Source organism: Actibacterium sp. EMB200-NS6, assembly GCF_001305615.1.
Classification (GTDB): domain Bacteria; phylum Pseudomonadota; class Alphaproteobacteria; order Rhodobacterales; family Rhodobacteraceae; genus Actibacterium_A; species Actibacterium_A naphthalenivorans.
Genome location: NZ_CP010869.1, coordinates 15,163 through 37,937 on the forward strand (window position 1 = coordinate 15,163; position 22,775 = coordinate 37,937).

Annotated in this window: 22 protein-coding genes; 14 read left to right on the forward strand and 8 right to left on the reverse strand. The window is 63.9% G+C overall.

All coding sequences use genetic code 11. The annotated features are described in order from the left end of the window. Nucleotides 1-17 precede the first annotated feature (17 nt). From tsaE to trxA, 6 genes are read left to right on the forward strand one after another with little or no spacing between them, the layout of a single operon-like run. Nucleotides 18-527 (forward strand): tRNA (adenosine(37)-N6)-threonylcarbamoyltransferase complex ATPase subunit type 1 TsaE, encoded by a 510-nt coding sequence (tsaE, locus tag TQ29_RS00085; RefSeq protein ID WP_054537529.1) that lies wholly within the window; start codon nt 18-20, stop codon nt 525-527. Continuing rightward, nucleotides 520-1,551 (forward strand): aminoglycoside phosphotransferase family protein, encoded by a 1,032-nt coding sequence (locus TQ29_RS00090; RefSeq protein ID WP_054537530.1) that lies wholly within the window; start codon nt 520-522, stop codon nt 1,549-1,551. Before tsaE ends, TQ29_RS00090 begins: the two co-directional genes overlap by 8 nt. Continuing rightward, nucleotides 1,527-2,225, forward strand: coding sequence for a nucleotidyltransferase family protein (locus TQ29_RS00095; protein ID WP_054537531.1), 699 nt, complete (start codon nt 1,527-1,529; stop codon nt 2,223-2,225). Before TQ29_RS00090 ends, TQ29_RS00095 begins: the two co-directional genes overlap by 25 nt. Continuing rightward, nucleotides 2,218-5,151, forward strand: coding sequence for a double-strand break repair protein AddB (gene addB, locus TQ29_RS00100; RefSeq protein ID WP_054537532.1), 2,934 nt, complete (start codon nt 2,218-2,220; stop codon nt 5,149-5,151). The genes TQ29_RS00095 and addB overlap by 8 nt, the downstream gene beginning before the upstream one ends. Next, nucleotides 5,148-8,531: a double-strand break repair helicase AddA gene (addA, locus tag TQ29_RS00105; protein ID WP_054537533.1), complete on the forward strand. Its 3,384-nt coding sequence runs from the start codon at nt 5,148-5,150 to the stop codon at nt 8,529-8,531. Before addB ends, addA begins: the two co-directional genes overlap by 4 nt. 57 nt (nt 8,532-8,588) lie before the next feature. After that, nucleotides 8,589-8,909: a thioredoxin gene (trxA, locus tag TQ29_RS00110; RefSeq protein ID WP_037203817.1), complete on the forward strand. Its 321-nt coding sequence runs from the start codon at nt 8,589-8,591 to the stop codon at nt 8,907-8,909. A 56-nt stretch (nt 8,910-8,965) separates the two neighbouring features. Here trxA and TQ29_RS00115 read toward each other — a convergent pair whose 3' ends face one another. Beyond that, complete coding sequence (locus TQ29_RS00115; protein WP_235974409.1) at nt 8,966-9,949, reverse strand: hypothetical protein; 984 nt, start codon at nt 9,947-9,949, stop codon at nt 8,966-8,968. A gap of 26 nt (nt 9,950-9,975) precedes the next feature. Here TQ29_RS00115 and hslV point away from each other — a divergent pair, with 26 nt between their 5' ends. From hslV to TQ29_RS00130, 3 genes are all read left to right on the forward strand, one after another. After that, nucleotides 9,976-10,533: an ATP-dependent protease subunit HslV gene (gene hslV, locus TQ29_RS00120; RefSeq protein WP_037203816.1), complete on the forward strand. Its 558-nt coding sequence runs from the start codon at nt 9,976-9,978 to the stop codon at nt 10,531-10,533. Further along, nucleotides 10,530-11,837 carry an ATP-dependent protease ATPase subunit HslU gene (hslU, locus tag TQ29_RS00125; protein WP_054537535.1) on the forward strand — a complete coding sequence of 436 codons (1,308 nt, stop codon included), beginning with the start codon at nt 10,530-10,532 and terminating at the stop codon, nt 11,835-11,837. The genes hslV and hslU overlap by 4 nt, the downstream gene beginning before the upstream one ends. Nucleotides 11,838-11,905: 68 nt before the next feature. Beyond that, nucleotides 11,906-13,009, forward strand: a complete 1,104-nt coding sequence (locus TQ29_RS00130) for an alpha/beta hydrolase (protein ID WP_054537536.1) — start codon at nt 11,906-11,908, stop codon at nt 13,007-13,009. A gap of 8 nt (nt 13,010-13,017) precedes the next feature. On the opposite strand, the gene TQ29_RS00135 is transcribed toward TQ29_RS00130, so the two are convergent. Genes TQ29_RS00135 through TQ29_RS00145 form a run of 3 tightly spaced genes read right to left on the reverse strand, consistent with a single transcriptional unit; the run spans nt 13,018 to nt 15,302 of the window. Beyond that, on the reverse strand, nt 13,018-13,599 hold the full coding sequence (locus TQ29_RS00135) for a Smr/MutS family protein (protein ID WP_054537537.1): 582 nt from the start codon (nt 13,597-13,599) through the stop codon (nt 13,018-13,020). A 3-nt stretch (nt 13,600-13,602) separates the two neighbouring features. After that, nucleotides 13,603-14,637 carry a murein transglycosylase A gene (locus TQ29_RS00140; RefSeq protein ID WP_054537538.1) on the reverse strand — a complete coding sequence of 345 codons (1,035 nt, stop codon included), beginning with the start codon at nt 14,635-14,637 and terminating at the stop codon, nt 13,603-13,605. Next, complete coding sequence (locus TQ29_RS00145) at nt 14,634-15,302, reverse strand: Tim44/TimA family putative adaptor protein (RefSeq protein ID WP_054537539.1); 669 nt, start codon at nt 15,300-15,302, stop codon at nt 14,634-14,636. The genes TQ29_RS00140 and TQ29_RS00145 overlap by 4 nt, the downstream gene beginning before the upstream one ends. A gap of 108 nt (nt 15,303-15,410) precedes the next feature. Between TQ29_RS00145 and TQ29_RS00150 the strand changes: the two genes are divergently transcribed. Together TQ29_RS00150 and secB are read left to right on the forward strand one after the other, a co-directional pair. Continuing rightward, entirely contained in the window at nt 15,411-15,887 is a 477-nt protein-coding gene (locus tag TQ29_RS00150) for an FxsA family protein (RefSeq protein WP_054537540.1), read from the forward strand. Nucleotides 15,888-15,948: 61 nt separating this feature from the next. Then, nucleotides 15,949-16,449, forward strand: a complete 501-nt coding sequence (secB, locus tag TQ29_RS00155) for a protein-export chaperone SecB (protein WP_054537541.1) — start codon at nt 15,949-15,951, stop codon at nt 16,447-16,449. Nucleotides 16,450-16,452: 3 nt separating this feature from the next. Here the strand turns inward: secB and dnaQ are convergent, their stop codons facing one another. Genes dnaQ through TQ29_RS00175 form a run of 4 tightly spaced genes read right to left on the reverse strand, consistent with a single transcriptional unit; the run spans nt 16,453 to nt 19,172 of the window. Beyond that, nucleotides 16,453-17,148: a DNA polymerase III subunit epsilon gene (gene dnaQ / locus TQ29_RS00160; protein WP_054537542.1), complete on the reverse strand. Its 696-nt coding sequence runs from the start codon at nt 17,146-17,148 to the stop codon at nt 16,453-16,455. Then, nucleotides 17,141-17,746, reverse strand: coding sequence for a dephospho-CoA kinase (gene coaE, locus TQ29_RS00165; protein ID WP_054537543.1), 606 nt, complete (start codon nt 17,744-17,746; stop codon nt 17,141-17,143). Before coaE ends, dnaQ begins: the two co-directional genes overlap by 8 nt. Continuing rightward, on the reverse strand, nt 17,743-18,576 hold the full coding sequence (locus TQ29_RS00170; protein WP_054537544.1) for a shikimate dehydrogenase: 834 nt from the start codon (nt 18,574-18,576) through the stop codon (nt 17,743-17,745). Before TQ29_RS00170 ends, coaE begins: the two co-directional genes overlap by 4 nt. Continuing rightward, on the reverse strand, nt 18,573-19,172 hold the full coding sequence (locus tag TQ29_RS00175; protein ID WP_054537545.1) for a nucleoside triphosphate pyrophosphatase: 600 nt from the start codon (nt 19,170-19,172) through the stop codon (nt 18,573-18,575). The genes TQ29_RS00170 and TQ29_RS00175 overlap by 4 nt, the downstream gene beginning before the upstream one ends. 425 nt (nt 19,173-19,597) lie before the next feature. Between TQ29_RS00175 and TQ29_RS00180 the strand changes: the two genes are divergently transcribed. The 3 genes from TQ29_RS00180 (at nt 19,598) to mnmE (ending at nt 22,766) form a co-directional block, all read left to right on the forward strand. Next, nucleotides 19,598-20,047 carry a CopD family protein gene (locus TQ29_RS00180; RefSeq protein WP_054537546.1) on the forward strand — a complete coding sequence of 150 codons (450 nt, stop codon included), beginning with the start codon at nt 19,598-19,600 and terminating at the stop codon, nt 20,045-20,047. A 130-nt stretch (nt 20,048-20,177) separates the two neighbouring features. Further along, a complete protein-coding gene (rho, locus tag TQ29_RS00185; RefSeq protein ID WP_037203784.1) occupies nt 20,178-21,449 on the forward strand; it encodes a transcription termination factor Rho in 1,272 nt (423 codons plus the stop codon). A gap of 27 nt (nt 21,450-21,476) precedes the next feature. Further along, complete coding sequence (gene mnmE, locus TQ29_RS00190) at nt 21,477-22,766, forward strand: tRNA uridine-5-carboxymethylaminomethyl(34) synthesis GTPase MnmE (RefSeq protein WP_054537547.1); 1,290 nt, start codon at nt 21,477-21,479, stop codon at nt 22,764-22,766. The last annotated feature ends 9 nt before the right edge of the window (nt 22,767-22,775 follow it).

Below are 22,775 nucleotides of genomic sequence, written 5' to 3' on the forward strand. Positions count from 1 at the left end.
GCGTTAAAACTGGCGCCATGTCTGACAGTCCCGCGCCGTTTTCCACCAACCTGACCCTCGGTTCCGAGGCGGCGACGGCCAATCTCGCGCAGCGGATCGCGCCGGTTCTGGCCCCCGGCGATGTGTTGCTTCTGGAAGGTCCGATCGGCGCCGGAAAGACCCATTTCGCGCGCGCCCTTATCCAGTTTCTGCTGGCCCGCGCGGGCACGGTCGAGGATGTTCCCTCACCGACCTTCACGCTGGTGCAAACCTACGATGCCGGCGGGCTGGAAATCTGGCACAGCGATCTTTACCGCCTGACCCATGTCGACGAGGTGCTGGAGCTTGGGCTCGAAGAGGCGTTCGAAACCGCCATCTGCCTCGTCGAATGGCCCGACCGGCTGGGCGATCTTGCCCCGCCGAACGCGCTGCACCTGCGGTTTTCGCAGGCAGAGGCGCCCGACGCCCGCCATGTCTGCATCACCGCCACCGACCCGCACTGGCACGAACGGCTGAGCCCCCTGCTAAAGGCGAATGCGAATGACTGACCGGCAAGCACTTGCAACGGCTTTCGTCGCAGCGGCCGGATGGGGCGCGGCCCGGCGCGATGTGCTTGCCGGGGACGCGTCGAACCGCAGGTATGACCGGCTGACCGATCCGGTTTCCGGTACCCGCGCTGTGCTGATGGATGCCCCGCCGGACAAGGGCGAGGATGTCCGGCCCTTCATTCGGGTGGCGCGCCACCTGACCTCGCTCGGGTTGAGCGCCCCGCGGATTCTGGCCGAAGATGCGACCGCCGGATTTCTTCTGCTCGAGGATCTGGGCGACGATCTCTTCGCCCGCGCGATACCGGCCGCGCCGCAGATCGAAGAGCAGCTTTACACCGCCGCGACCGATCTTCTGGTCGCACTCCACCAGCATACCACGCCAGGTGATCTTGCGGTTTACGACCCGCCGACCATGGCCAATCTGGCCGCGCTCGCGCTGGACTGGTATGTTCCCGCCGCAACCGGCGCGCCTGTCAGTCTGGCCGAAAGAGACGCGTTTTGCGCTGTGTTCGAGACGATTCTGGCCGCAATGGAACCCTTCACACCAGTGTTGATTCAGCGCGACTATCATGCCGAAAACCTGCTTTGGCTGCCACAGCGGGAGGGCATCGCGCGGGTCGGGCTTCTCGATTTTCAGGATGCGATGGCCGGGCACCCGGCCTATGATCTGGTATCCCTGCTCGAAGACGCGCGCCGCGACGTGCCCCCCGCATTGCAGGCCGCAATGCTGACGCGCTATATCACCGCCACGGGGCAGGACGAGGCGCGGTTCCGCATGGCTTTTGCCGCGCTTGGCGCCCAGCGCAACCTGCGCATCATCGGCGTTTTTGCCCGGCTTTGCGTGCGGGATGGCAAGCCGCACTATATAGATCTGTTGCCGCGGGTCTGGGCGCATCTGATGAACGATCTTGCGCATCCGGGGCTTGCACCGCTGCGCCGGAAGGTCGAAACGCTGCTTCCGCCGGTGACGGCGGCGATATCACAAAGGATCAGGGAAAAATGCATGACAGCCCCGACGCACTGATGCTGTTCGCGGCAGGCTTCGGCACCCGCATGGGGATGCTGACAGCCGAATGCCCGAAGCCGCTGATCCAGGTTGGCGGGCGCCCCCTGATCGACCACGCGCTGGCACAGGCGGCGGGGGCCGGGGTGCGGCGGGTGGTCGTGAACACGCATTACAAGGCCGAACAGGTAAAGACGCATCTCGAAGGCCGCACCGATATCGCGATCTCGGATGAGCAGCCCGAGATCCTCGACACCGGCGGCGGGCTTCGCAAGGCGCTGCCGCTGCTGGGGGACGGGCCGGTTTTCACGCTGAACACCGATGCCGTCTGGACCGGCGCAAATGCGCTGGCACAGCTTGCAAACGCCTGGGATCCGGCGCGCATGGATGCGCTGCTGCTGCTGGCGCCGCGCGAACGGGCCGTGGGCCATTCCGGCGCGGGTGATTTCATGCTGGGCGAGGGCGGGCATCTGACGCGCGGGCCGGGGCTGATCTATACCGGCGCCCAGATCATCCGCACCGAAGGGTTGAAAACCGTGCCGGAAGAGGCGTTTTCGCTGAACCTGCTGTGGGATGCCATGCTGCTGGACGAACGGATTTTCGGCGTCGTTCACGACGGCGGATGGTGCGATGTGGGCACGCCCGAAGGGATACCCCTTGCCGAGGCCATGCTGTCAGAGCCCGGCAATGTTTGACCGGCCCGGCCCCCGGATCTTTGGCCTGCCGCCCGGAACGGACTTTCCGCGCGAATTACTGATCGGGCTGGAACAGAGACTGTCCGAGCATCCGCCGGAAGACTGGGCCCGGGTCGAAATCTATGTGAACACGCGGCGGATGCAGCGCCGGCTGATCGCCCTGTTCGCCGAAGGCCCGCCGCGCCTGCTGCCGCGTATCCGCCTTGTCAGCGAACTGGGGCAGGGCGCCACGATGGCCGATCTGCCGCCACCGGTCTCCGCGCTGCGCCGGCGGCTTGAACTCAGCCAGCTTGTGGCGGGGCTGTTGCAGCGCCAGCCCGATCTTGCGCCCAGCGCCGCGATCTATGATCTTTCCGACAGCCTTGCCGCGCTGATGGACGAAATGCAGGGCGAAGGCGTTCCGCCCAGGGCCCTGCAAGAGCTCGACCTGTCGCATCTCTCCGCCCATTGGGAACGGACACGCCGTTTCCTTTCGATCGTCGACCGCTTCTTCGGCGACGATGCGCTGGACAAGGAGGCACACAGCAGGCTGGCCGCGGAACGTCTGGCCCGGCTTTGGCAGGTCGCGCCGCCCTCGCATCCGGTGATCGTCGCCGGCTCCACCGGGTCGCGCGGGGCGACCGCGCTTTTCATGGAAGCCGTGGCGCGGCTGCCGCAGGGGGCGGTGGTGCTGCCCGGGTTCGATTTCGATCAGCCCGAAAGCGTCTGGTCTGCCATGGATGATGCGATGACGGCCGAGGATCATCCCCAGTTCCGGTTCCGCAAGCTGACAGAGGCGATGGGCACGAAGCCTGCGGACGTGCGCTGTTGGAACGATACGGCCCGCCCGGCGAATCCGACACGAAACCGCCTGATTTCGCTTGCGCTGCGCCCTGCGCCGGTTACCGATCAATGGCTTGATGAGGGGCGCAATCTGCACGGGGTCGATACCGCAACGGCGCGGATGACCCTGATCGAGGCGCCCTCGCCACGGGCCGAGGCGCTGTCGATTGCGCTGCGCCTGCGCCAGGCGGCCGAAGACGGCGTGACCGCCGCGCTGATCACGCCCGACCGGATGCTGACCCGGCAGGTGACCGCCGCGCTTGATCGCTGGGGGATCGAACCGGATGATAGCGCCGGGTTGCCGCTTCAGCTTTCGGCGCCGGGGCGTTTCCTGCGCCACGTCGCGGCGCTTTTCGGTCAGCGGCTCACGGCCGAGGCGCTGCTGGCGCTGCTCAAACATCCGCTGACAAGTTCGTCCAAGGGGTTGCGCGGCCCGCATCTTCTGTGGACGCGCGAGCTGGAGCTGCATGTCCGCCGCGTCGGGCTGCCGTTTCCGCTGGGCAGCGATCTCATTCGCTGGGCCGAGGCGGGCACCGATGGCCGCGCGGATTGGGCGCGCTGGCTGGCGGGGCTGCTCGACGGTCTCGCCGATATCGGGCCCCGGCCGCTCTGCGATCACATCGCCCATCACCAGACCCTTGCCGAGGCGCTGGCGGCCGGCGCCGATGCCGCCGGTTCGGGCGATTTGTGGGACAAACCCGCCGGAAAAGAAGCGCAGAAGGCCGTCGCCGATCTCGTCGCCGAGGCCCCCCATGGCGGCACGCTGACCCCCGGTGATTATGGCGACCTGTTCCGTTCGGTCCTGAACCGCTATGAGGTGCATGACCCGATCCAGCCGCACCCGAGGATCATGTTCTGGGGCACGCTGGAGGCGCGGGTGCAGGGGGCCGATCTGGTTATTCTCGGCGGGCTGAACGAAGGAAGCTGGCCCGCGATGCCGCCGCCCGATCCATGGCTGAACCGCGAGATGCGGCGCGACGTGGGGCTATTGTTGCCGGAACGCCGTATCGGCCTGGCCGCACATGATTTTCAACAGGCCATCGCCGCGCCCGAAGTGTTCCTGACACGCGCCATCCGCGATGCCGAGGCAGAGACCGTTCCCTCGCGCTGGCTGAACCGGCTGACCAACCTGCTGAACGGTCTTTCCGGCCAGAACGGTGCAGAGGCGCTGGCGCAGATGCGGGCACGCGGGCGCGAATGGCTCGCGCTGGCCACCACGCTGGAAGAGCCGGAAGCGCGGCGGGATCCCGCACCGCGCCCCTCGCCGCGCCCGCCGGTGCCCGTTCGGCCAAACCGGCTCTCCGTCACCCGGATTCAGACGCTTATCCGCGATCCCTATGCGATTTACGCGCGCTATGTGCTGAACCTGAACCCGCTTGACCCCCTGTGGCAGGAACCCGACGCCCCGCTGCGCGGCACCATCCTGCACAAGGTGTTCGAACGGCTGTTGCGGGGCGGCGTGAACCCGGACCCGGCGCAGGCCAAGGCCGATCTTCTGGCCATTGCCGACGAGGTGTTCCAAAGCGATGCGCCCTGGCCCGCCGCGCGGCGGATGTGGCGGGCGCGGCTGGCGCGGGTGGCGGACTGGTTCCTGACCGGAGAGGCCGAGCGGCAGGCCCAGGCGCATTGGATCGCGCTCGAGCGCAAAGGCGCGGTTCACCTGCCCGATGGTTTCATGCTGACCGCCGAGGCTGACCGGATCGACCAGCGCGATGACGGGCGGCTGGTCATCTACGACTACAAGACCGGGACGCCGCCGACGCTGGCACAGATGAAAGAGCTGGACAAACAGCTTTTGCTGGAAGCCGCGATGGCCGAACGCGGCGGGTTCGAAGGGCTGGCGCCCGCGCCGGTGGATCATGTCGCCTATATCGGGCTTGGCGCCTCGCCGAAGATCGTTGTCAACGCGCTGGAAAACGGGCTTGTGGATGAGACATGGGCCGATCTTGCCGCGCTGATCGAAAAATACCACGCCCGTGATCAGGGATATACCGCGCGGCGGGTCATCTTCAGTCGCGAAGAGGTTACCGATTACGATCACCTCTCGCGCTACGGCGAATGGGACGAAAGCCAGGCGCCGCAGCCGGTGGAGGTGGGCCGATGATCCGCGACGCGGCAACGGAACGGCAGGTGCAGGCGGCCGACCCCGATACCTCGACCTGGTTGTCGGCAAATGCGGGCTCCGGCAAGACCCGGGTGCTGACCGACCGGGTGGCGCGGCTGTTGCTGAGCGAGGTGCTGCCGCAGCACATCCTGTGCCTGACCTATACCAAGGCCGCCGCCAGCGAGATGCAGAACCGGTTGTTCCGGCGGCTGGGCGAATGGGCGATGCTCGAAGAGGATGCGCTGCGGCGCAAACTGCGCACGCTCGGGACGGATCAGAGCCTTGATGATGATGTGCTGCGCCGGGCGCGGCGGCTGTTCGCGCGTGCCATCGAAACCCCCGGCGGGCTGAAGATTCAGACCATCCATTCCTTCTGTGCCTCTCTTTTGCGGCGTTTCCCGCTAGAGGCCGGCGTTTCGCCGCAGTTTGTCGAAATGGATGACCGCGCCGCGCGGCACCTGCGCGAAGAGATCGTTGAAACGCTTGCCGACGGCCCCAACCCGGTGGCCTTTGACGGGATCGCGCGATGGTATACCGGCGATGATCTCGCCCGGCTGACCGAAGAGATCGCCAAACACCGCAACCTGTTCCCCGGCGCTGCCGATGCAGCCGCGATCTGGGCGCAGTTCGGCCTGCCGCCCGGCTATTCCGCGGGTGAGTTGAACCGCGCGGTTTTCCTTGGCGGCGAGGCGGCGTTGATTGCCCGGCTGATCGCGGCCTTGCGCGGTGGCTCTGCCAATGACGTGAAGGCGGCCGACAAGCTTGCCGCTCTGGGCGGCGGCGCTCTCGATCATCAGGCGCTTGCCCTGCTCGAAGGTATGTTTCTGACGGGACGCGGCGCGAAATCGCCCTATTCGGCAAAGATCGGCTCTTTTCCGACCAAGGCAACGCAGGCGGCTTGCCCGGATATCATGCCCGAGCTCGATGCTCTCATGGCGCGTGTCGAGGCGGCGCGTGAACGGCGGGTGGCGCTGGCGGCGGCGGAAAAGACGCTGGCCCTGCACCGGTTCGCCGCAGAGTTTCTGCCCGAATACGCGGCGGCGAAACTGCGCCACGGATGGCTCGATTTCGACGATCTGATCCTCAAGGCGCGTGACCTGCTGACCGATCCCGGCGTCGCCGAATGGGTGCTGTACCGGCTGGACGGCGGCATCGACCACATTCTGGTGGACGAGGCGCAGGATACCAGCCCCGTGCAATGGGAAATTATCGACCTGCTGGCGCAGGAAATCACCTCTGGCAAGGGCGCGCGGGCGGACGTTCGCCGCACGATCTTCGTGGTCGGAGACAAGAAACAGTCGATCTATTCCTTCCAGGGCGCCGATCCCGACGGGTTCGACCGGATGCGCGATCAGTTTTCCGGCAGGTTGCAGGATGTCGCGGACCCGCTGCAGGAACTGCTGCTCGAGTTTTCGTTCCGGTCGTCGGGGGCGATCCTGCGAACGGTGGATTGCACCTTTCAGGAAAATGCGCGCAAGGGTCTCGGCAATGAGGTGACGCATCGCGCGTTCCGCGACCAGATGCCGGGCCGGGTGGATCTGTGGCCGGTGATCGACAAATCGCCCGACCCGGAAAAGCCGCACTGGACCGATCCGGTCGATACGCCCGCGCCGGAACATCACACTGTGCGTCTTGCCGCACGCGTGGCCGCTGAAATCGGCCGGATGATCCAAAGCGGCGAAACCCTGTGGGAAGAGGAGGGCGGCGAGAGCCGGCGCCGCCCGGTGCGCGCCGGGGATTTCCTGATCCTGGTGCAGCGACGCTCTGGCCTGTTTCACGAGATCATCCGTGCCTGCAAGGCCGAGGGCCTGCCCATCGCCGGGGCCGACCGTCTGAAGATCGGCGGCGAGCTGGCGGTCAAGGATCTGAGCGCGCTTCTGTCCTTCCTCGCCACGCCGGAAGACAGCCTTTCGCTGGCCTGCGCGCTGCGCTCGCCATTGTTCGGCTGGGACGAGAGCGCAATCTATGATCTGTCCGCCGGACGGGCCGAGAAATACCTTTGGGCCACGCTCCGAAACCGGAAAGACGGTTATACAGAGACGTTTTCGATGCTCGACGCCCTGATGGGCGACGCCGATTTCCTGCGCCCCTATGATCTGATCGAACGCATCCTAACCCGCTATGACGGGCGGCGGCGGCTGATCGCGCGGCTGGGCGAAGAGGCCGAGGATGGTATCGACGCGCTGCTGTCGCAGGCGCTGGCCTACGAGCGGATGGAGGTGCCGAGCCTGACGGGTTTTCTAAGCTGGCTGGCCCGTGACGAGGTCGAGATCAAGCGCCAGCTTGACAGTGCGGGCAACCGCATACGCGTGATGACCGTTCATGGCTCCAAGGGGCTGGAGGCGCCGATCGTCATCCTGCCCGACACCGGCAAGCGCGACGTCCGGGTTCAGGATGAGGTGCTGCAAGGCCCCGGCGGTCTGCCGCTTTGGAAGACCGGAAAAGACGACAGCCCGCAGATGATCACAGAGGCCCGCGACCATCTGATCGCCCGGCAGGAAGAGGAACGGCAGCGGCTGCTCTACGTCGCCATGACCCGAGCCGAACAATGGCTGATCACCTGCGCCGCCGGCGATCTTGGCAAGGGCGAAAGCTGGTACGATCAGATCAAGGCGGGGATGACCCGCGCCGGGGCGGGTGTCTTCCGTTTTCCCTTTGGCGACGGGCTGCGGCTGGAAACCGGCGATTGGCATATGGCCGGCGTCGGCGCCGCCGACGAAACCGAACCACCCGCGCCGGCCTTGCCGCTCTGGGCCCGCCAGCGCGCGGCCGTACCGGAAAAGCCGCCCGCGCCGCTGTCGCCCTCCGATCTGGGCGGGGCCAAGATCGTCGCGGGCGAGGCGGCCGGGCTGAGCGAGGAGGCGGCGAAGCTGCGCGGCACACGCCTGCATCTGTTGCTGGAACACCTTCCCGCCTTCGACCGTGCCGTCTGGCGCGACACCGCCGAGACCTTGCTGTCAGGCGATGAAACGCCCTGCGCGCCAGAGGAGTTGGCCGCGATTTTGGCGGAAACAGAGACTGTTCTGACCGCGCCGGCGCTGGCCACTCTGTTTGTCGAAAGCGCGCTCACAGAGGTCGAGATCACCGCCGCGCTTCCCGAGCTTGACGGAAGGCGTATTCAGGGTGCCATCGACCGGCTGATCGTCGGAGCCGACCGCGTTCTGGCGGTGGATTACAAATCCAACGCGCTGGTGCCGAAGCGGCCCGAAGACGTGCCCGAAGGCATCCTTCGGCAGATGGGCGCCTATGCGGCGGCGCTGGCGCGGATCTATCCGGACAAAATCGTGGAAACCGCTATCCTGTGGACGCGCAGCGCAGAGCTGATGCCCCTGCCATCACAACTTGTTGCTTCTGCGCTTGGCCGGGCGACGACATCTTGACGGGGCCCGGGTGGCTCCATAGTTTTCAGGGCAACCGAGATTCCAAGGAGAACACTCATGGCAACCGTTCCCGTTACCGATGCCACGTTCGACGATGAAGTAAAGGCCTCCGACATCCCCGTCGTGGTGGATTTCTGGGCCGAGTGGTGCGGCCCCTGCAAACAGATCGGCCCCGCGCTTGAAGAGATCGCCGCCGAGATGGAAGGCAAGGTCAAGATCGTCAAGGTAAACGTTGACGAAAACCCCGACAGCCCGGCCCAGATGGGCGTGCGCGGCATCCCCGCGCTGTTCCTGTTCAAGGATGGCCAGGTTGTATCCAACAAGATCGGCGCCGCGCCCAAGGCCGCGCTGAAAGGCTGGATCGAAGAATCGATCTGAGCTGATGTATCATCGCGAATTCGGGGCGCTTCGGCGCCCCTTTTCGTTTGCTGCGCTCACAGATCCCAGCCACCCCGCCGCAGCGCCCGCAGTATCTTTTCCTCGGCTTCCGGGCGGCCCGCGTTGATCGCCATCCGCTGTAGAAACCAGAACAGATAGCGCGCGTAATCCGGGCGCATCTGCCCGGCCATGTCAAACGCGCGGCCCGCGCCGAGCTGCCCGACATTGGCCGCGATATGGTGAAAATCGATCCGGCCGAACAGCACGGCGGGCTTTTCAAAGAAATACCCCGAAAACGCGACAGAGGAATTCTGCGTCACCACCATGCGGCAGCGGGGCAGAAGCGCCTGCATCCCGCCGCTGCGAAGCTCCAGGTTGGGATGCGCCGCCTGAAGATCGGCCAGCGCCGCGTGATCCTGCGGCGTATAGGTTTCACGAGGGTGCAGCGTTGCGATAACGGGGCGGTCCGGGAAACGCCGCGCGGTCTGCGCGATCATGTCCAGCGGGCTGCAGCTTTGAAAGCTGCGCTGGCGGCTCAGGATCCCTTGCAGGGGCACATAGATGAACCCGTCATCGCCCGGCTCGGCACCCGGGAACTGTCTTTCGCGGTGACGGCTGACAAGGCGGCGCGCCTGTTCCGGGTCGATGCGATCGGGATCGAACCGGGTCCGGGCGGCGTGAAACTCCCACCGGCGCGCGGTCGGTTCGATTGTCCAGAACGGATAGAAATAGGCGCGCCGAAAGCTGAGCGCGCGATTGTGAAGCGGGTCGTCCATGTGAAACAGGGCATGGCCGGGGTGATCGGCCGATCGCTGCCGCGCGGCCCCGGTGGCGGGGTGGTATTCCACGGCAACGCCGCAAGAGGCCAGCGCCGCGCTCACCCGGTTCAGAAAATTGTGCCGCCCGGCCACCGCGCTTTCGCGCAGCCCGTTCTCCAGATAGATCCCGACCGTTTTCACCTTCGCCATCGCGGTCAGGGTAGAGCCCGCCTGACGGGCCGACAAGCGAAACGGGTTGTGCGCCCCGGCACCCGTGGCCATATAACCCCCAAGCAAAGGAGGCCCCGATGGCAGAGAGTGATTTTCCCGGCTGGCATGGCACCACGATCCTGGGTGTGAAACGCGGGGACGAGGTGGTGATCGCCGGTGACGGGCAGGTCAGCCTGGGCCAGACCGTGATCAAGGGCACCGCGCGCAAGGTGCGCCGGCTGTCGCCCGGCGGATATGACGTGGTGGCAGGCTTCGCCGGATCGACCGCCGATGCCTTTACCCTGCTGGAACGGCTGGAGGCCAAGCTGGAGGCGACGCCGGGCCAGCTTCAGCGCGCCGCGGTCGAACTGGCCAAGGACTGGCGCACCGACAAATATCTGCAAAAGCTGGAGGCGATGCTGATCGTCAGCGACGGGGCCGAGATCTATGTGATCACCGGCGCGGGCGATGTGCTGGAGCCCGAGCATGACGTGGCCGCCATCGGCTCTGGCGGCAACTATGCCCTCGCCGCCGCGCGCGGGCTGATGGAAACCGAGCTTTCCGGCGAAGAGATCGCACGCAAGGCAATGGCCATCGCCGCCGATATCTGCGTGTACACAAATGGACATCTGACGGTAGAGAAAATCTCCAAATGACCGACCTTACCCCCCGCGAAATTGTTTCGGAACTCGACCGGTTCATCATCGGACAGGCAGACGCCAAGCGCGCCGTGGCCGTGGCCCTGCGCAACCGCTGGCGGCGCAAACAGCTTGGCGCGGACCTGCGCGACGAGGTGTATCCGAAAAACATCCTGATGATCGGCCCCACCGGCGTCGGCAAAACCGAGATCAGCCGCCGCCTTGCAAAGCTGGCCCGGGCGCCTTTCATCAAGGTCGAGGCAACAAAATTCACCGAGGTCGGTTATGTCGGCCGTGACGTGGAACAAATCATCCGCGATCTGGTGGACAGCGCCATCGCCCAGACCCGCGAGCAAATGCGCGAAGACGTCAAGGCCGCCGCGCATCAGGCCGCCGAAGACCGGGTGATCGAGGCGCTTACCGGCAAGGACGCCCGCGAGCAGACGCGCGAAATGTTCCGCGGCAAGCTCAAGCGCGGAGAGCTGGACGACACCGTGATCGAGCTGGAGGTGGCCGACACCTCCAACCCGATGCCGATGTTCGAGATCCCCGGCCAGCCCGGCCAGAACATGGGCATGATGAATCTCGGCGACATTTTCGGCAAAGCCTTCGGCGGGCGCACCGTGAAGCGCAAGATGAGCGTTGTCGACAGCTATGAGCTTTTGATCGGCGAAGAGGCCGACAAGATCCTGGATGACGAAACCGTCAATCGCGCGGCGCTGGAATCGGTTCAGGAAAACGGCATCGTGTTTCTCGACGAGATCGACAAGGTCTGCGCCCGGTCGGATGCGCGCGGCGCCGATGTCAGCCGCGAAGGGGTGCAGCGCGACCTGCTGCCGCTGATCGAGGGCACGACGGTTTCCACCAAATACGGGCCGGTCAAGACCGACCATATCCTGTTCATTGCCTCGGGCGCGTTTCACATCGCCAAACCGTCGGATCTGCTGCCCGAGCTTCAGGGCCGGCTGCCGATCCGGGTGGAACTGCGCGCCCTGACCGAGGGTGATTTCGTGCGCATCCTGACAGAGACCGACAATGCGCTGACCCGGCAATATACCGCGCTGATGAACACAGAAGAGGTGACCGTCAGCTTCACTGATGATGGCATCGCCGCGCTGGCCCGGATCGCGGCGGAGGTGAACCAGAGCATCGAGAATATCGGGGCGCGCCGCCTTTACACGGTGATGGAACGCGTGTTCGAAGAACTCAGCTTTACCGCGCCCGACAGATCGGGCGATACCGTCACGGTTGACGCCGGTTTTGTCGATCAGAATCTCGGCGAGCTTCTGAAATCCGCCGATATGAGCCGCTACGTTCTGTAATATTCGGGGTGGCATGAAGCCCCTGCTTGTCGTATCCGTCGTGCAACGAGCGGCAGGTTACAGGACTTATGAACAAGGTTTTCATGTTTCTCTGCGCCAGCATAATGCTGGCCGCCTGTACACCGCGCCCGGGCACCATGCTGGTGCCCGAGGCCGCGGAAATCGGCGATACCGTCAAGGTTTACTACGGCAGCACGCGCACCTCTGAAAAGAACCGGCCGGAGGGGATCGGCCGCGCGCTCATGCCGACCTATGGCGAGGTTTCGGTTTCGGTTCCGCCAGAGCACAAGGTCGGCCGGATGGAGGTTTCCGGCAACCCAGATCCCGAAAAGCACTTCGCGCTGTCGTCCAGCCAGTTTTTCGGCGATCCGAAAACCTTTCGCAGCGCGCTTTCGCATGAATTCCGCAAACGGCCGGTGGGCAAACGTGAAGCGGTGATATTCGTGCACGGGTTCAACACCAATTTCGCCGAAGGGGTGTTTCGCGCGGCGCAGCTTGATCATGACTTCGATATTGATGCGGTCTCGATAACCTATACCTGGCCGTCGCGCGCCAACCCGGTCGCCTATGCCTATGACCGTGACAGCGCGCTGTTCGCGCGCGACGGGCTGGAAGAGCTGATAACCGAGGTACGGCGCGCGGGGGCCGACAACATTCTGTTGGTCGGGCATTCCATGGGCGCGCAGGTGACGATGGAAACCCTGCGGCAGATGGCCATCCGCTCACCAGCCGAGCTTCACCGCACCGTCGATTCCGTCGTTCTGCTTGCTCCGGATATCGACGTCAATCTGTTCCGGGCGCAGGCCGCGCGGATCGGGCGGCTGCCCGAGCCCTTCGTCGTGATCGTGTCGGAACGTGACCGGGTGCTGGATCTTTCGGCCCGGCTGACGGGCGAACGCAACCGGCTCGGCAACGTCCGAAGCATCGAGAAATTCGCCGATCTGAACGTGACGATCGTGGATGTCACCGGGTTCTCCGGGGTCCGGGATCTCGGGCATTTCACGATCGGATCCTCGCCCGCGCTGATCAGCATTCTGGGTAAGCAAAAGGCCCTGGAAACGCTGATCAAGGGCGATACCTCGGGGCAGACCGGGCTTGTTCAGGGCACCGTGCTGACCGTGCAGCAGGCCACCGAAATCGTGCTGTCGCCCATCACCTCGCTGGCGCAATAGCCCGAAACTCAGCGCTGGCGCTTGAGATAGACGTAATAGGCCCCGGTGCCGCCATGTTTGGCATGGGCCGGCGTGATCTGCAGCACCGCGCTGCCAAGCGGCGGCGAGGTCAGCCAATGCGGCACCTGATGCTTCAGAACACCGCGCCGCACCGGGATGGGCCCGTCATCCTCGGCCCGCTTGCCCTTGCCGGTGATCACCAGCACCAGACGTTTTCCATCTGCATGGGCGCGCAGGATGAACGATGTCAGCGCCGGATGCGCCTGCGCAACGGTCATCCCGTGCAAGTCGATCCGCGCTTCGGGCGACAGCTTGCCGCGCTTCATGCGGTCAAAGCTCTTGCGATCCATCCGCACCGGCGCGTGCGCCGGATCGGGCGCGGCCGGGTGGGCAGGGGCCGTTTGCGCGGCCTTTTGCCCGATCCTGAAGCGCGGCGGTGCCTCGCCCGGTTGATGTGATGGCCGCGGCTGTTTGGCGTCTTTCGTGACTTTCCGGGGATGGTCGGGATGCATCGGAACCGCGGTCTCGGTGACCTTTTGCCAAAGGGCGCGTTCCTCGGCGCTCAGGCCTCGCGGCGGGCGACGCTGCACCGCTCAGCCCCCCGGCACCAGCGCAAGCGCCTTGTCGATCGGCAACAGCACGACCATGCGGCCCGGATCGCGCACATGGCCCGCCTTGCGGCCGGCGGCATCCCCCGTGCCATAGAAAATATCCGCGCGCTGCGGCCCCTTGATGGCCGATCCCGTATCCTGCGCGATCATCAGCCGCCGCAGCGGATCCTTGCCCGCCTTTTCAATCCAGACCGGCGCACCCAGCGGGGTAAAGGCCGGATCCACCGCCACAGTCCGCATCGGGCTGATGGAGCGGTTCATCGCCCCGAGCGGGCCTTTTTCGGCGGGCACGCCGCGCACCACCCGAAAGAACACGAAAGACGGATTGTGGCGCAGAAGATTGCGCCCATCCAACGGGTTCCGCTTTACCCAATTGCGGATCACCTGCGCCGAAACCTGGTGCGGCTGGTAGATTCCCCGGCGCACCAGCTCGGCGCCGATGGATTGATATTTATGCCCGTTGGAGCCGCCATAGCCGACCCGGATCGCCGTGCCATCCCGCAACCGGATGCGGCCGGAGCCCTGGATCTGAAGAAAGAATGCTTCCACCGGGTCATCGACCCAGGCGATTTCCAGACCGCGCCCCTGCAAAAGGCCCTGATCCTCAAGCTCGGCGCGGCTGACCCAGGCCTCGCCCTCGGGCAGTTCGGGCGGTTTGCGGTAAAGCGGCGTGCGGAAACGGCCACCGGGGTGGCGGGCGCCCTCCAGTTCCGGTTCGAAATATCCGGTGAACAGCGCCGGCTCGCCGCCGCCGATCAGAACCGGGCGAAAGAAGATTTCGAAAAAGGATTTCGCGGCGGGCCGCGCCTGCGCCAGAGCACAAAGCGGGCCCCAGTCGACAGGGTCCAGATCCGGGCAGGTTTCCAGAAAAACAGAAAGGGCCTGCGCGTGATCATCCGTTGCCCAGCCTTCGAGATCGTCGAACCGAAGAATTTCGGCCGATGCGCCCAAGGCTCCGCCCGGCGTGATCATCGCCAGGGCCGCCGCAGCGGCAACAGCCCGCAGGCCACGGATCATCCCCCCGTTGCCACCAGCTGCCAGTTCGGATCATTGGCGCCCATCACCCTGGCGAAGGTCCAGACATCGCGCTGGCGCTTGATCTCGTTCGGGTTGCCCTCGACGATATTGCCATCCTGGTCGCGCACCACCGACGTCAGCTCGCCCACGAACTTGACCGTCAACTCGGCCTCGTTGGTATCACGGGCGAAATGCGCATCCTGAAGCGCAAGCTCGCGCACGCCGACGAAATTCGCCTCGACCGACAGGTTCTTCGCCTCGCGGATGGCGATGCCATGGGCGAAGCTTTCATGAACATCAGAAGACAGGAACGGTTTGACCTGACTCAGATCGCCATTCTCATAGGCCATCAGGATCATCTCATAGGCGCCGCGGGCGCCCGACAGAAATTCCGTGACGTTGAAGCCCGGTTCCGTCAGCTTCATCGCGGCCAGCGCTTTCGCCGCCTCGGTGCCGTCTTCGACATGGTCGGTGATATCGGTATCGACGCCACCTTCGATCACCTCGAACTCCCGGCGGGCCGACGTCTTGCTGTTCGACGGGCCTTGCATCGGGACAGGCGGCTTTTCAAATCCTTCGCGCGTTCCGAGCGTGGAACGCAGGCGCAGAATGAGAAAAACGGCAATCCCGGCCAGAACCAGAAGTTGGATGATGGCGGAGTTCATATAAGCCTCGTCTTGCACGGGGGGTTGGTAACAGGTCTTTAACGCACATATGTAGGGCAGGGGGATGGTCAAGTCTACCGGCCACCCAGTGACGTGAGAGGGTTTGCCATGTGGCTTTTCGTGCTTTTTCTGACAATACCGCTGATCGAGATCGCGCTGTTCGTTCAGGTCGGCGGGCTTATCGGGCTGTGGCCGACACTTGCCATCGTGGTGCTGACGGCCATTCTGGGCACTTCGCTGATGCGAAATCAGGGGGCGCTGGCGATGGGGCAGATCCGTTCGTCGTTCAACGAGCTGCGCGACCCGACAGAGCCACTTGCCCATGGCGCGATGATCCTGCTGGCTGGCGCGTTGCTTCTGACGCCAGGGTTTTTCACCGATTCGTTCGGCTTTTTGCTGCTGATCCCGGCGTTCCGGGCGCTGGCCTACCGCTGGGTCGGCGCGCGGGTGCAGGTTCAGACATTCACAACCGGGCCGGCGCCGCGCCCGGGCAACGCCTCCCGCGATGTGATCGACGGCGAATATGAAGAGGTCCGCAAGGACAATCCGCCAATTAACGGCAGTTCCGGCTGGACGCAGCATTGAGGCACTTGCGGCTTCCTGCTAAGCACCGGCGCGAGAGCCGAAACCCAATCCGGAGCCAACCATGACCGAGACCGCCAAAAACGGCGCAGAGCCGGCAGCGGCCGCACAGCCCAAGATGCAGATCCTGGGCCAGTTCATCCGCGACATGTCGTTTGAAAACTTCCTGATGCAGAAAGGCGTGACCGGAGAGGTGACGCCCGATATTCAGGTTCAGGTCGCCCTCGATGCCAAAAAGCGCCCCGTGGATCATCAGTTCGAGGTGATCACCAAGTTCACCGTGCGTTCGACCAACAAGTCCGACAACGCGCCGCTGTTCCTGATCGAACTCGAATATGCCGGTATCTTCCATATCGAGAATGTACCGGAAGATCAGCTTCATCCGTTCCTGCTGATCGAATGCCCGCGGATGCTGTTCCCCTTCGTGCGCCGGATCGTGAGCGATCTTACCCGCGATGGCGGCTTCCCGCCGCTGAACCTGGAGATGGTGGATTTCGTGGCGCTCTACCGCCAGGAAATTGCCCGCCGGGCCGAAGCGCAGAAAACCGCGCAGCCGGCCAACTAGGCCTCAGCCGAACTTCTTCCAAAGCGCGCCGTCGCCCATCGTCTCGACAAAGGCGGTATGGGCGGCGGTTTCGGCCTCGGTTATCCGGCCGGGCAGGGGCGACGGGCGTGGCTTTGGCCGCCATTCATCCTGCCCGCCGCCCGCTTCGGAACGATCCGCCGAAGACGTGCCCAGCGCGAAATCCGGCTGACGCCCGCCGACCAGCTCCAGATAGACCTCTGCCAGAATTTCGGAATCGAGCAGCGCGCCATGCTTTTCCCGCGCGGAATTGTCGATGCCGAACCGGCGGCACAGCGCATCCAGCGACGCGGGAGAGCCGGGAAACCGTTTGCGCGCGATGGCCAGCGTATCGATCGCCTGATCCCAGGGCAGGGTAGGCAGGTTGATCCAGCCCAGCTCGGCATTCAGGAATTTCATGTCGAAGGCCGCGTTGTGGATCACCAGCTTGGCGTCGCCCACGAAATCAAGGAACGCCTGCCCGATATGGCGGAACACCGGCTTGTCGCGCAGAAAATCATCGCCCAGCCCGTGCACCTCGAACGCCTCTTTCGGCATCATGCGTTCGGGGTTGATATATTGGTGATAGGTCTTGCCGGTCGGCAGATGGTTCCACAGCTCCACCGCGCCGATCTCGACGATCCGGTCGCCCTGTCCGGGTTCGAACCCCGTTGTTTCAGTGTCCAGAACGATTTCACGCATTCCGCATCTTCCCCCTGATATCCTCGATCACCGCAAGAACGGCCGCCCGCGCACCCTCCGGCGTCAGGGTTTCGATCACGTAATCGGCCCTGGCCCGTTTTTCGGCATCGGGCACCTGCTTGGCAAGAATGGTTTTGAGATGCGCCTCCGTCATGCCGGGCCGTGCCATGACGCGGGCATGTTGAATATCCTCGGGCACCGACACAACGACAATCGCATCGATATCCCGGTCGCCGCCAATCTCGAACAAAAGCGGCACGTCGAGCAGCACGATATCCCCCGCGCCATGCCCCGCGATGAAGGCCCGGCGATCCGCGGCAACCAGCGGATGAACAACGTTCTCGATCTTTGCCAGCGCGGTGCCATCCTCGGCGATCCAGGCCTTCAGCGCCTCGCGGCTGACCGCGCCGTCAATCACCGCTTCGGGTCGAAGCACGGAGATTGCCGGCACCGCCGCACCGCCGAAGCCATAAAGCCTGTGAACCGCCGCATCCGCATCCCAGACCGCGATCCCGGCCTCGGCGAACATCTTCGCGGTGGTGGATTTGCCCATGCCGATGGAACCGGTCAGCCCGATGATGAACGGCCGCCCGCTCATGGTTCCAGAATGACCGCGCGGGTTTCTTCATCCACCTCGGGGCGCTTGCCGAACCAGCGCTCGAACCCCGGTGTGGCCTGAAACAGCAGCATCCCCAGCCCGTCGACGATCGTGCATCCCGCCGCTTCGGCCTGTTCCAGAAAGGCGGTGCGCAGCGGCGCATAGACCAGATCCGTCACCACCGCGTCGGGCGACAGGGCGGCTAGGGAAACCTTGAATTCCGGCTTGCCGACCATGCCCAGCGATGTCGTGTTCACAACCGTCGCCGCGCCGTCGATCATGTCGCCGGCCTGCACCCAGTCGTACACCGTGATCTTGGGCCCGAATTCCGCCCGGATCGCCTCTGCCCTGGCGCGGGTTCTGTTGGTCAGCCGGATTTCCGTCGCTCCGGCCTCGGCAAGCGCGGCGACAACGGCCCGCGATGCGCCGCCCGCGCCGAACACCGCCGCCGGCCCGGCCGACGCAACCCAATGCGGCGCGCCCTGGCGAAGGTTTTCCAGAAACCCGTAGCCATCCGTGTTATCGGCGTGGATCTTTCCGTCCTTGCGAAAGATCAGCGTATTCGCCGCGCCAATCAGCGCCGCGCGATCCGTCACCACATCGGACAGTTTCAACGCCTGCTCTTTATGGGGGATCGTGACATTGACGCCGACAAACCCAAGCTTGGGCAGCGCCTGCAGCGCCTCTTTCAGATCGCTCTGCGCAACATCCATCGGAATGTAATATCCGGCGATACCGTATTTCTTCAGCCAATAGTTCTGCAGCTTCGGTGATTTCGAATGCGCCACCGGCGATCCGATGACACCGGCAAGCGGTATCTTGTCGGTCATGCCTGCAACGTCCCGCGGGTGGTCAGATAGGAAAGAAGTTCAAGAAGAGGCAGGCCAAGCACGTTAAAATAATCTCCTTCGATACGAGAGAACAGGCGAACGCCTTCTTCCTCGAGCTTATAGCATCCCACGGCATGCTTCACACTGTGCCAGTTCCGGGCGAGATAATCATCCAGATATGTGTCGGAAAACCCGCGCATCGTCAGGCGCACCTCTCCCACATGCCGCCAGAGCGGTTTGCCGGCCTCGCAGATCACCACTGCCGACAGCAGATGGTGGCGATTGCCGCGCAACTCTTGAAGCTGACGGCGGGCATCGCCCGGATCGGCGGCTTTCGACAGGATGCGCCCGTTGAGCGCCAACACCTGATCACAGCCGATCACCAGCGCGTCGGGCTGTTTTTCGCTGATCTTGCGCGCCTTGAATTCGGCCAGCGTATCGGCCACGTCGCGGGCCGTCGCGCTTTCGGCCTCCAGCGCCGCGCGGATCGCCTCTTCGTCGATGCGGGCAGGCTGCACCTCGAACTCGACCCCGGCCTGCCGCAGCAGCGCCTGACGAATTTCCGAGCCGGACGCGAGGATGACAGTTTGCACCATGTTGAAAACCCTGTGGACTGTCCCACGAAGAAGAAGAGGACGGGATTGGGGAAATCCCCACATTCCGGCCGACTTGGTAAATCTCACCCGGTTTTGTCAAGCGATACAAGGCGGTCATCCCATGGGGAAATCCTGGAAATGCGCGCGGGAAAACGCAGCGTCTCGGCGATTTCGCGCAATTTTACTCACAGAAGAATTAACTTTGGTTAAAAATAACTATCTGATAAATATAGTAAAAATCTACTTCTCTCAAGATTCTTCAAGTTTCTCCCACAGTTATACACAGGCACGGATTTCTGTGAACGAAACCGGGGATGACTCAATAATCCCCACTATCCACAGCCCCTACTAAATCATCATCTTTTCTTTTCTTCTTTATTTATCTTAGAAGGAAGAACCGATCAGGGTGGGGAGAAATACGAGCGATGGGTGATTTTCTGGCGGGCATCTATCCCTGGACGAAATCCTTACATATCGTCGCCGTCCTGACCTGGATGGCCGGGCTGTTCTATCTGCCGCGTCTGTTCGTCTATCATACCGAGCAGGTGGAAACCGGAACCGAGACCGACGCGCTGTTCCAGACCATGGAGATGAAGCTGCTGCGCTTCATCATGAACCCGTCGATGATCGCGGTCTGGATCTTTGGTCTGATGCTGGTCTTCACACCCGGCATCGTCGATTGGTCGGCTGTCTGGCCCTACACCAAGGGGGCGTCTGTTCTGGCGATGACCTGGTTTCATCATTGGCTTGGCCTTCGACGCAAGGATTTCATATCCGGCACGAACAGCCTCACCGGAAAAAATTACCGGATGATGAACGAGGTGCCGACGCTTTTGATGCTGGTGATCGTTTTTTCCGTGGTCCTTAAATTCTGAATTCGTTGACTCGGCGGTCATCTGGCCTTATGTCATCGCCGAAAGGGCGTTCCTGCCCGCGATTTCCCAAACTTGACCGACCCGTTGCCGCCAATCACTGCGCAGGGTCACAGCGTAGTTCCATTATTCCATGACCCAAGATTGCCTCAACCTGTCCGACCTTAAGGCCAAGAGCCCCAAGGATCTCCTCGCTATGGCCGAGGAGCTGGAGATCGAGAACGCCTCGACCATGCGCAAGGGAGACATGATGTTCTCCATCCTCAAGGAGCGCGCGGAAGAGGGGTGGGAGATTTCCGGCGATGGCGTGCTCGAGGTGCTTCAGGACGGCTTCGGTTTCCTGCGCTCGCCCGAGGCGAACTATCTGCCCGGCCCCGATGACATCTATGTGTCGCCCGAGATGATCCGCCAGCACAGCCTGCGCACCGGTGACACGGTCGAAGGCGTGATGCAGGCCCCGCGCGAGACAGAGCGCTATTTCGCGATCACCAAGGTGACGCAGATCAATTTCGAGGATCCGGAAAAAGCCCGGCACAAGATCAACTTCGACAACCTGACGCCGCTCTATCCCGACGAGCGTCTGAAGATGGAAATCGAGGATCCGACGATCAAGGACCGTTCGGCCCGGATCATCGATCTGGTCGCGCCGATCGGCAAGGGCCAGCGTTCGCTCATCGTGGCGCCGCCGCGCACGGGTAAGACGGTTCTGCTTCAGAACATCGCCAACTCGATCGAGAAGAACCACCCGGAATGCTATCTGATCGTCCTGCTGATCGATGAACGCCCCGAAGAGGTGACGGACATGCAGCGCAGCGTGAAGGGCGAGGTTATCTCCTCGACCTTCGATGAACCTGCCTCGCGCCATGTGGCGGTTTCCGAAATGGTCATCGAAAAGGCCAAACGCCTGGTCGAGCACAAGCGCGATGTGGTGATCCTGCTCGATTCGATCACCCGCCTGGGCCGCGCCTACAACACCGTCGTGCCGTCGTCCGGCAAGGTTCTGACCGGCGGCGTCGATGCTAACGCGCTGCAACGGCCCAAGCGTTTCTTCGGTGCCGCGCGGAATATCGAAGAGGGCGGCAGCCTGACCATCATCGCCACCGCGCTGATCGACACCGGCAGCCGGATGGACGAGGTGATCTTTGAAGAATTCAAAGGCACCGGCAACTCCGAGATCGTGCTGGACCGCAAGGTGGCCGACAAGCGGGTGTTCCCGGCGATGGATATCCTCAAGTCGGGCACCCGGAAAGAAGAGCTTCTGGTGGACAAGGGCGATCTGCAAAAGACCTTTGTTCTGCGCCGGATCCTCAACCCGATGGGCACGACGGATGCGATCGAGTTCCTGATTTCCAAGCTGAAACAAACCAAAAGCAACGCGGAATTCTTCGACTCCATGAACACCTGACGGGTCGCCCGTCAAAGGGGTTTTGCGGTGGACACGATTTATGCCCTTGCAACGGCGCGCGGCAAGGCCGGGGTGGCCGTCATCCGCCTGTCCGGGCCCGATGCGCGGACGGCCGTGATGGCGCTTGGCGCCCGCCTGCCCGAACCGCGGGTTGCGGCGGTGCGCAAGCTGCACGGGGCCGACGGTACGCTGCTGGACGAGGCGCTGGTGCTGTGGTTCGAAGCCGGGGCGAGCTTCACCGGCGAAGAGGTGGCGGAGCTTCACACCCACGGCAGCCCCGCGACCGTCAGCGCCGTATTGCACGCGCTTTCCGAGATCGAGGGTTTGCGTCTGGCGGAGCCGGGCGAGTTTACCCGCCGCGCGCTGGAAAACGAGCGGCTGGACCTGACGCAGGTCGAAGGGCTTTCCGATCTGATCGAGGCCGAGACCGAGGCGCAGCGGCGTCAGGCGCTGCGGGTTCTGTCGGGCGCGATCGGTGTGCGGGCGGAGGCGTGGCGCGCCGATCTCATCCGCGCGGCGGCGCTGCTCGAAGCGACGATTGATTTCGCAGATGAAGAGGTTCCCGTCGATGTCTCGCCCGAGGTGCTGGAGCTGCTCGACAGGGTCGAGGCTGATCTGACGCGCGAGGCAGAGGGGGTTTCCGCCGCCGAACGCATCCGCGACGGGTTCGAGGTGGCCATCGTCGGCCCGCCGAACGCGGGTAAATCCACGCTTCTGAACGCGTTGGCCGGGCGCGAGGCGGCGATAACCTCGGAATACGCGGGCACCACCCGCGATGTGATCGAAGTGCGGATGGATCTTGGCGGGTTGCCGGTGACCGTGCTGGATACCGCCGGGCTGCGCGAAACCGATGATGTGGTCGAGGGTATCGGTATTGATCGGGCCAGGCAGCGGGCTTTGGCGGCGGATCTTCGGGTGTTCCTTTTGGATTCGAACGGCTCCACCCTCGGCCTTGCGCCAGAGGCGGAGGATATCGTGCTGCAGGGCAAGGCCGATCTGCACCGCACGGACGCGCCAGCCGTGTCGGGAAAAACCGGGGCGGGGGTTGCAGAGCTGATCGCCGCCATTACCTCTCGGCTGGAAACCCGCGCGGCGCGGGCGGCGACGGCGACGCGGGAACGTCACAGGTTGGCGATTCTCGGCGCGCTCTCCTCTATTGCCCGGGCACGGAATCAGGTATGGAGGGGAGAGGACAGCGCGGAGCTTGCCGCAGAGGAGATCCGGGGCGCCATCCGGGCGTTGGATTCCCTCGTGGGGCGGGTGGATGTAGAACATATCCTCGATGAGATTTTCTCGAGCTTCTGTGTGGGTAAGTAAGGAGTGTTT

Excerpts from the sequence above, each read along its gene's own strand:
- coaE (WP_054537543.1), bottom strand. The coding sequence starts at position 17,746 with ATGAGCGGGCGGCCGTTCATCATCGGGCTGACCGGTTCCATCGGCATG.
- TQ29_RS00095 (WP_054537531.1), top strand. The coding sequence starts at position 1,527 with ATGCATGACAGCCCCGACGCACTGATGCTGTTCGCGGCAGGCTTCGGC.
- dnaQ (WP_054537542.1), bottom strand. The coding sequence starts at position 17,148 with ATGCGTGAAATCGTTCTGGACACTGAAACAACGGGGTTCGAACCCGGA.
- addB (WP_054537532.1), top strand. The coding sequence starts at position 2,218 with ATGTTTGACCGGCCCGGCCCCCGGATCTTTGGCCTGCCGCCCGGAACG.
- TQ29_RS00145 (WP_054537539.1), bottom strand. The coding sequence starts at position 15,302 with ATGAACTCCGCCATCATCCAACTTCTGGTTCTGGCCGGGATTGCCGTT.
- hslV (WP_037203816.1), top strand. The coding sequence starts at position 9,976 with ATGGCAGAGAGTGATTTTCCCGGCTGGCATGGCACCACGATCCTGGGT.
- secB (WP_054537541.1), top strand. The coding sequence starts at position 15,949 with ATGACCGAGACCGCCAAAAACGGCGCAGAGCCGGCAGCGGCCGCACAG.
- TQ29_RS00175 (WP_054537545.1), bottom strand. The coding sequence starts at position 19,172 with ATGGTGCAAACTGTCATCCTCGCGTCCGGCTCGGAAATTCGTCAGGCG.
- rho (WP_037203784.1), top strand. The coding sequence starts at position 20,178 with ATGACCCAAGATTGCCTCAACCTGTCCGACCTTAAGGCCAAGAGCCCC.
- TQ29_RS00150 (WP_054537540.1), top strand. The coding sequence starts at position 15,411 with ATGTGGCTTTTCGTGCTTTTTCTGACAATACCGCTGATCGAGATCGCG.
- tsaE (WP_054537529.1), top strand. The coding sequence starts at position 18 with ATGTCTGACAGTCCCGCGCCGTTTTCCACCAACCTGACCCTCGGTTCC.
- TQ29_RS00170 (WP_054537544.1), bottom strand. The coding sequence starts at position 18,576 with ATGACCGACAAGATACCGCTTGCCGGTGTCATCGGATCGCCGGTGGCG.
- TQ29_RS00180 (WP_054537546.1), top strand. The coding sequence starts at position 19,598 with ATGGGTGATTTTCTGGCGGGCATCTATCCCTGGACGAAATCCTTACAT.
- hslU (WP_054537535.1), top strand. The coding sequence starts at position 10,530 with ATGACCGACCTTACCCCCCGCGAAATTGTTTCGGAACTCGACCGGTTC.
- TQ29_RS00140 (WP_054537538.1), bottom strand. The coding sequence starts at position 14,637 with ATGATCCGTGGCCTGCGGGCTGTTGCCGCTGCGGCGGCCCTGGCGATG.
- TQ29_RS00115 (WP_235974409.1), bottom strand. The coding sequence starts at position 9,949 with ATGGCCACGGGTGCCGGGGCGCACAACCCGTTTCGCTTGTCGGCCCGT.
- trxA (WP_037203817.1), top strand. The coding sequence starts at position 8,589 with ATGGCAACCGTTCCCGTTACCGATGCCACGTTCGACGATGAAGTAAAG.
- TQ29_RS00090 (WP_054537530.1), top strand. The coding sequence starts at position 520 with ATGACTGACCGGCAAGCACTTGCAACGGCTTTCGTCGCAGCGGCCGGA.
- addA (WP_054537533.1), top strand. The coding sequence starts at position 5,148 with ATGATCCGCGACGCGGCAACGGAACGGCAGGTGCAGGCGGCCGACCCC.
- TQ29_RS00130 (WP_054537536.1), top strand. The coding sequence starts at position 11,906 with ATGAACAAGGTTTTCATGTTTCTCTGCGCCAGCATAATGCTGGCCGCC.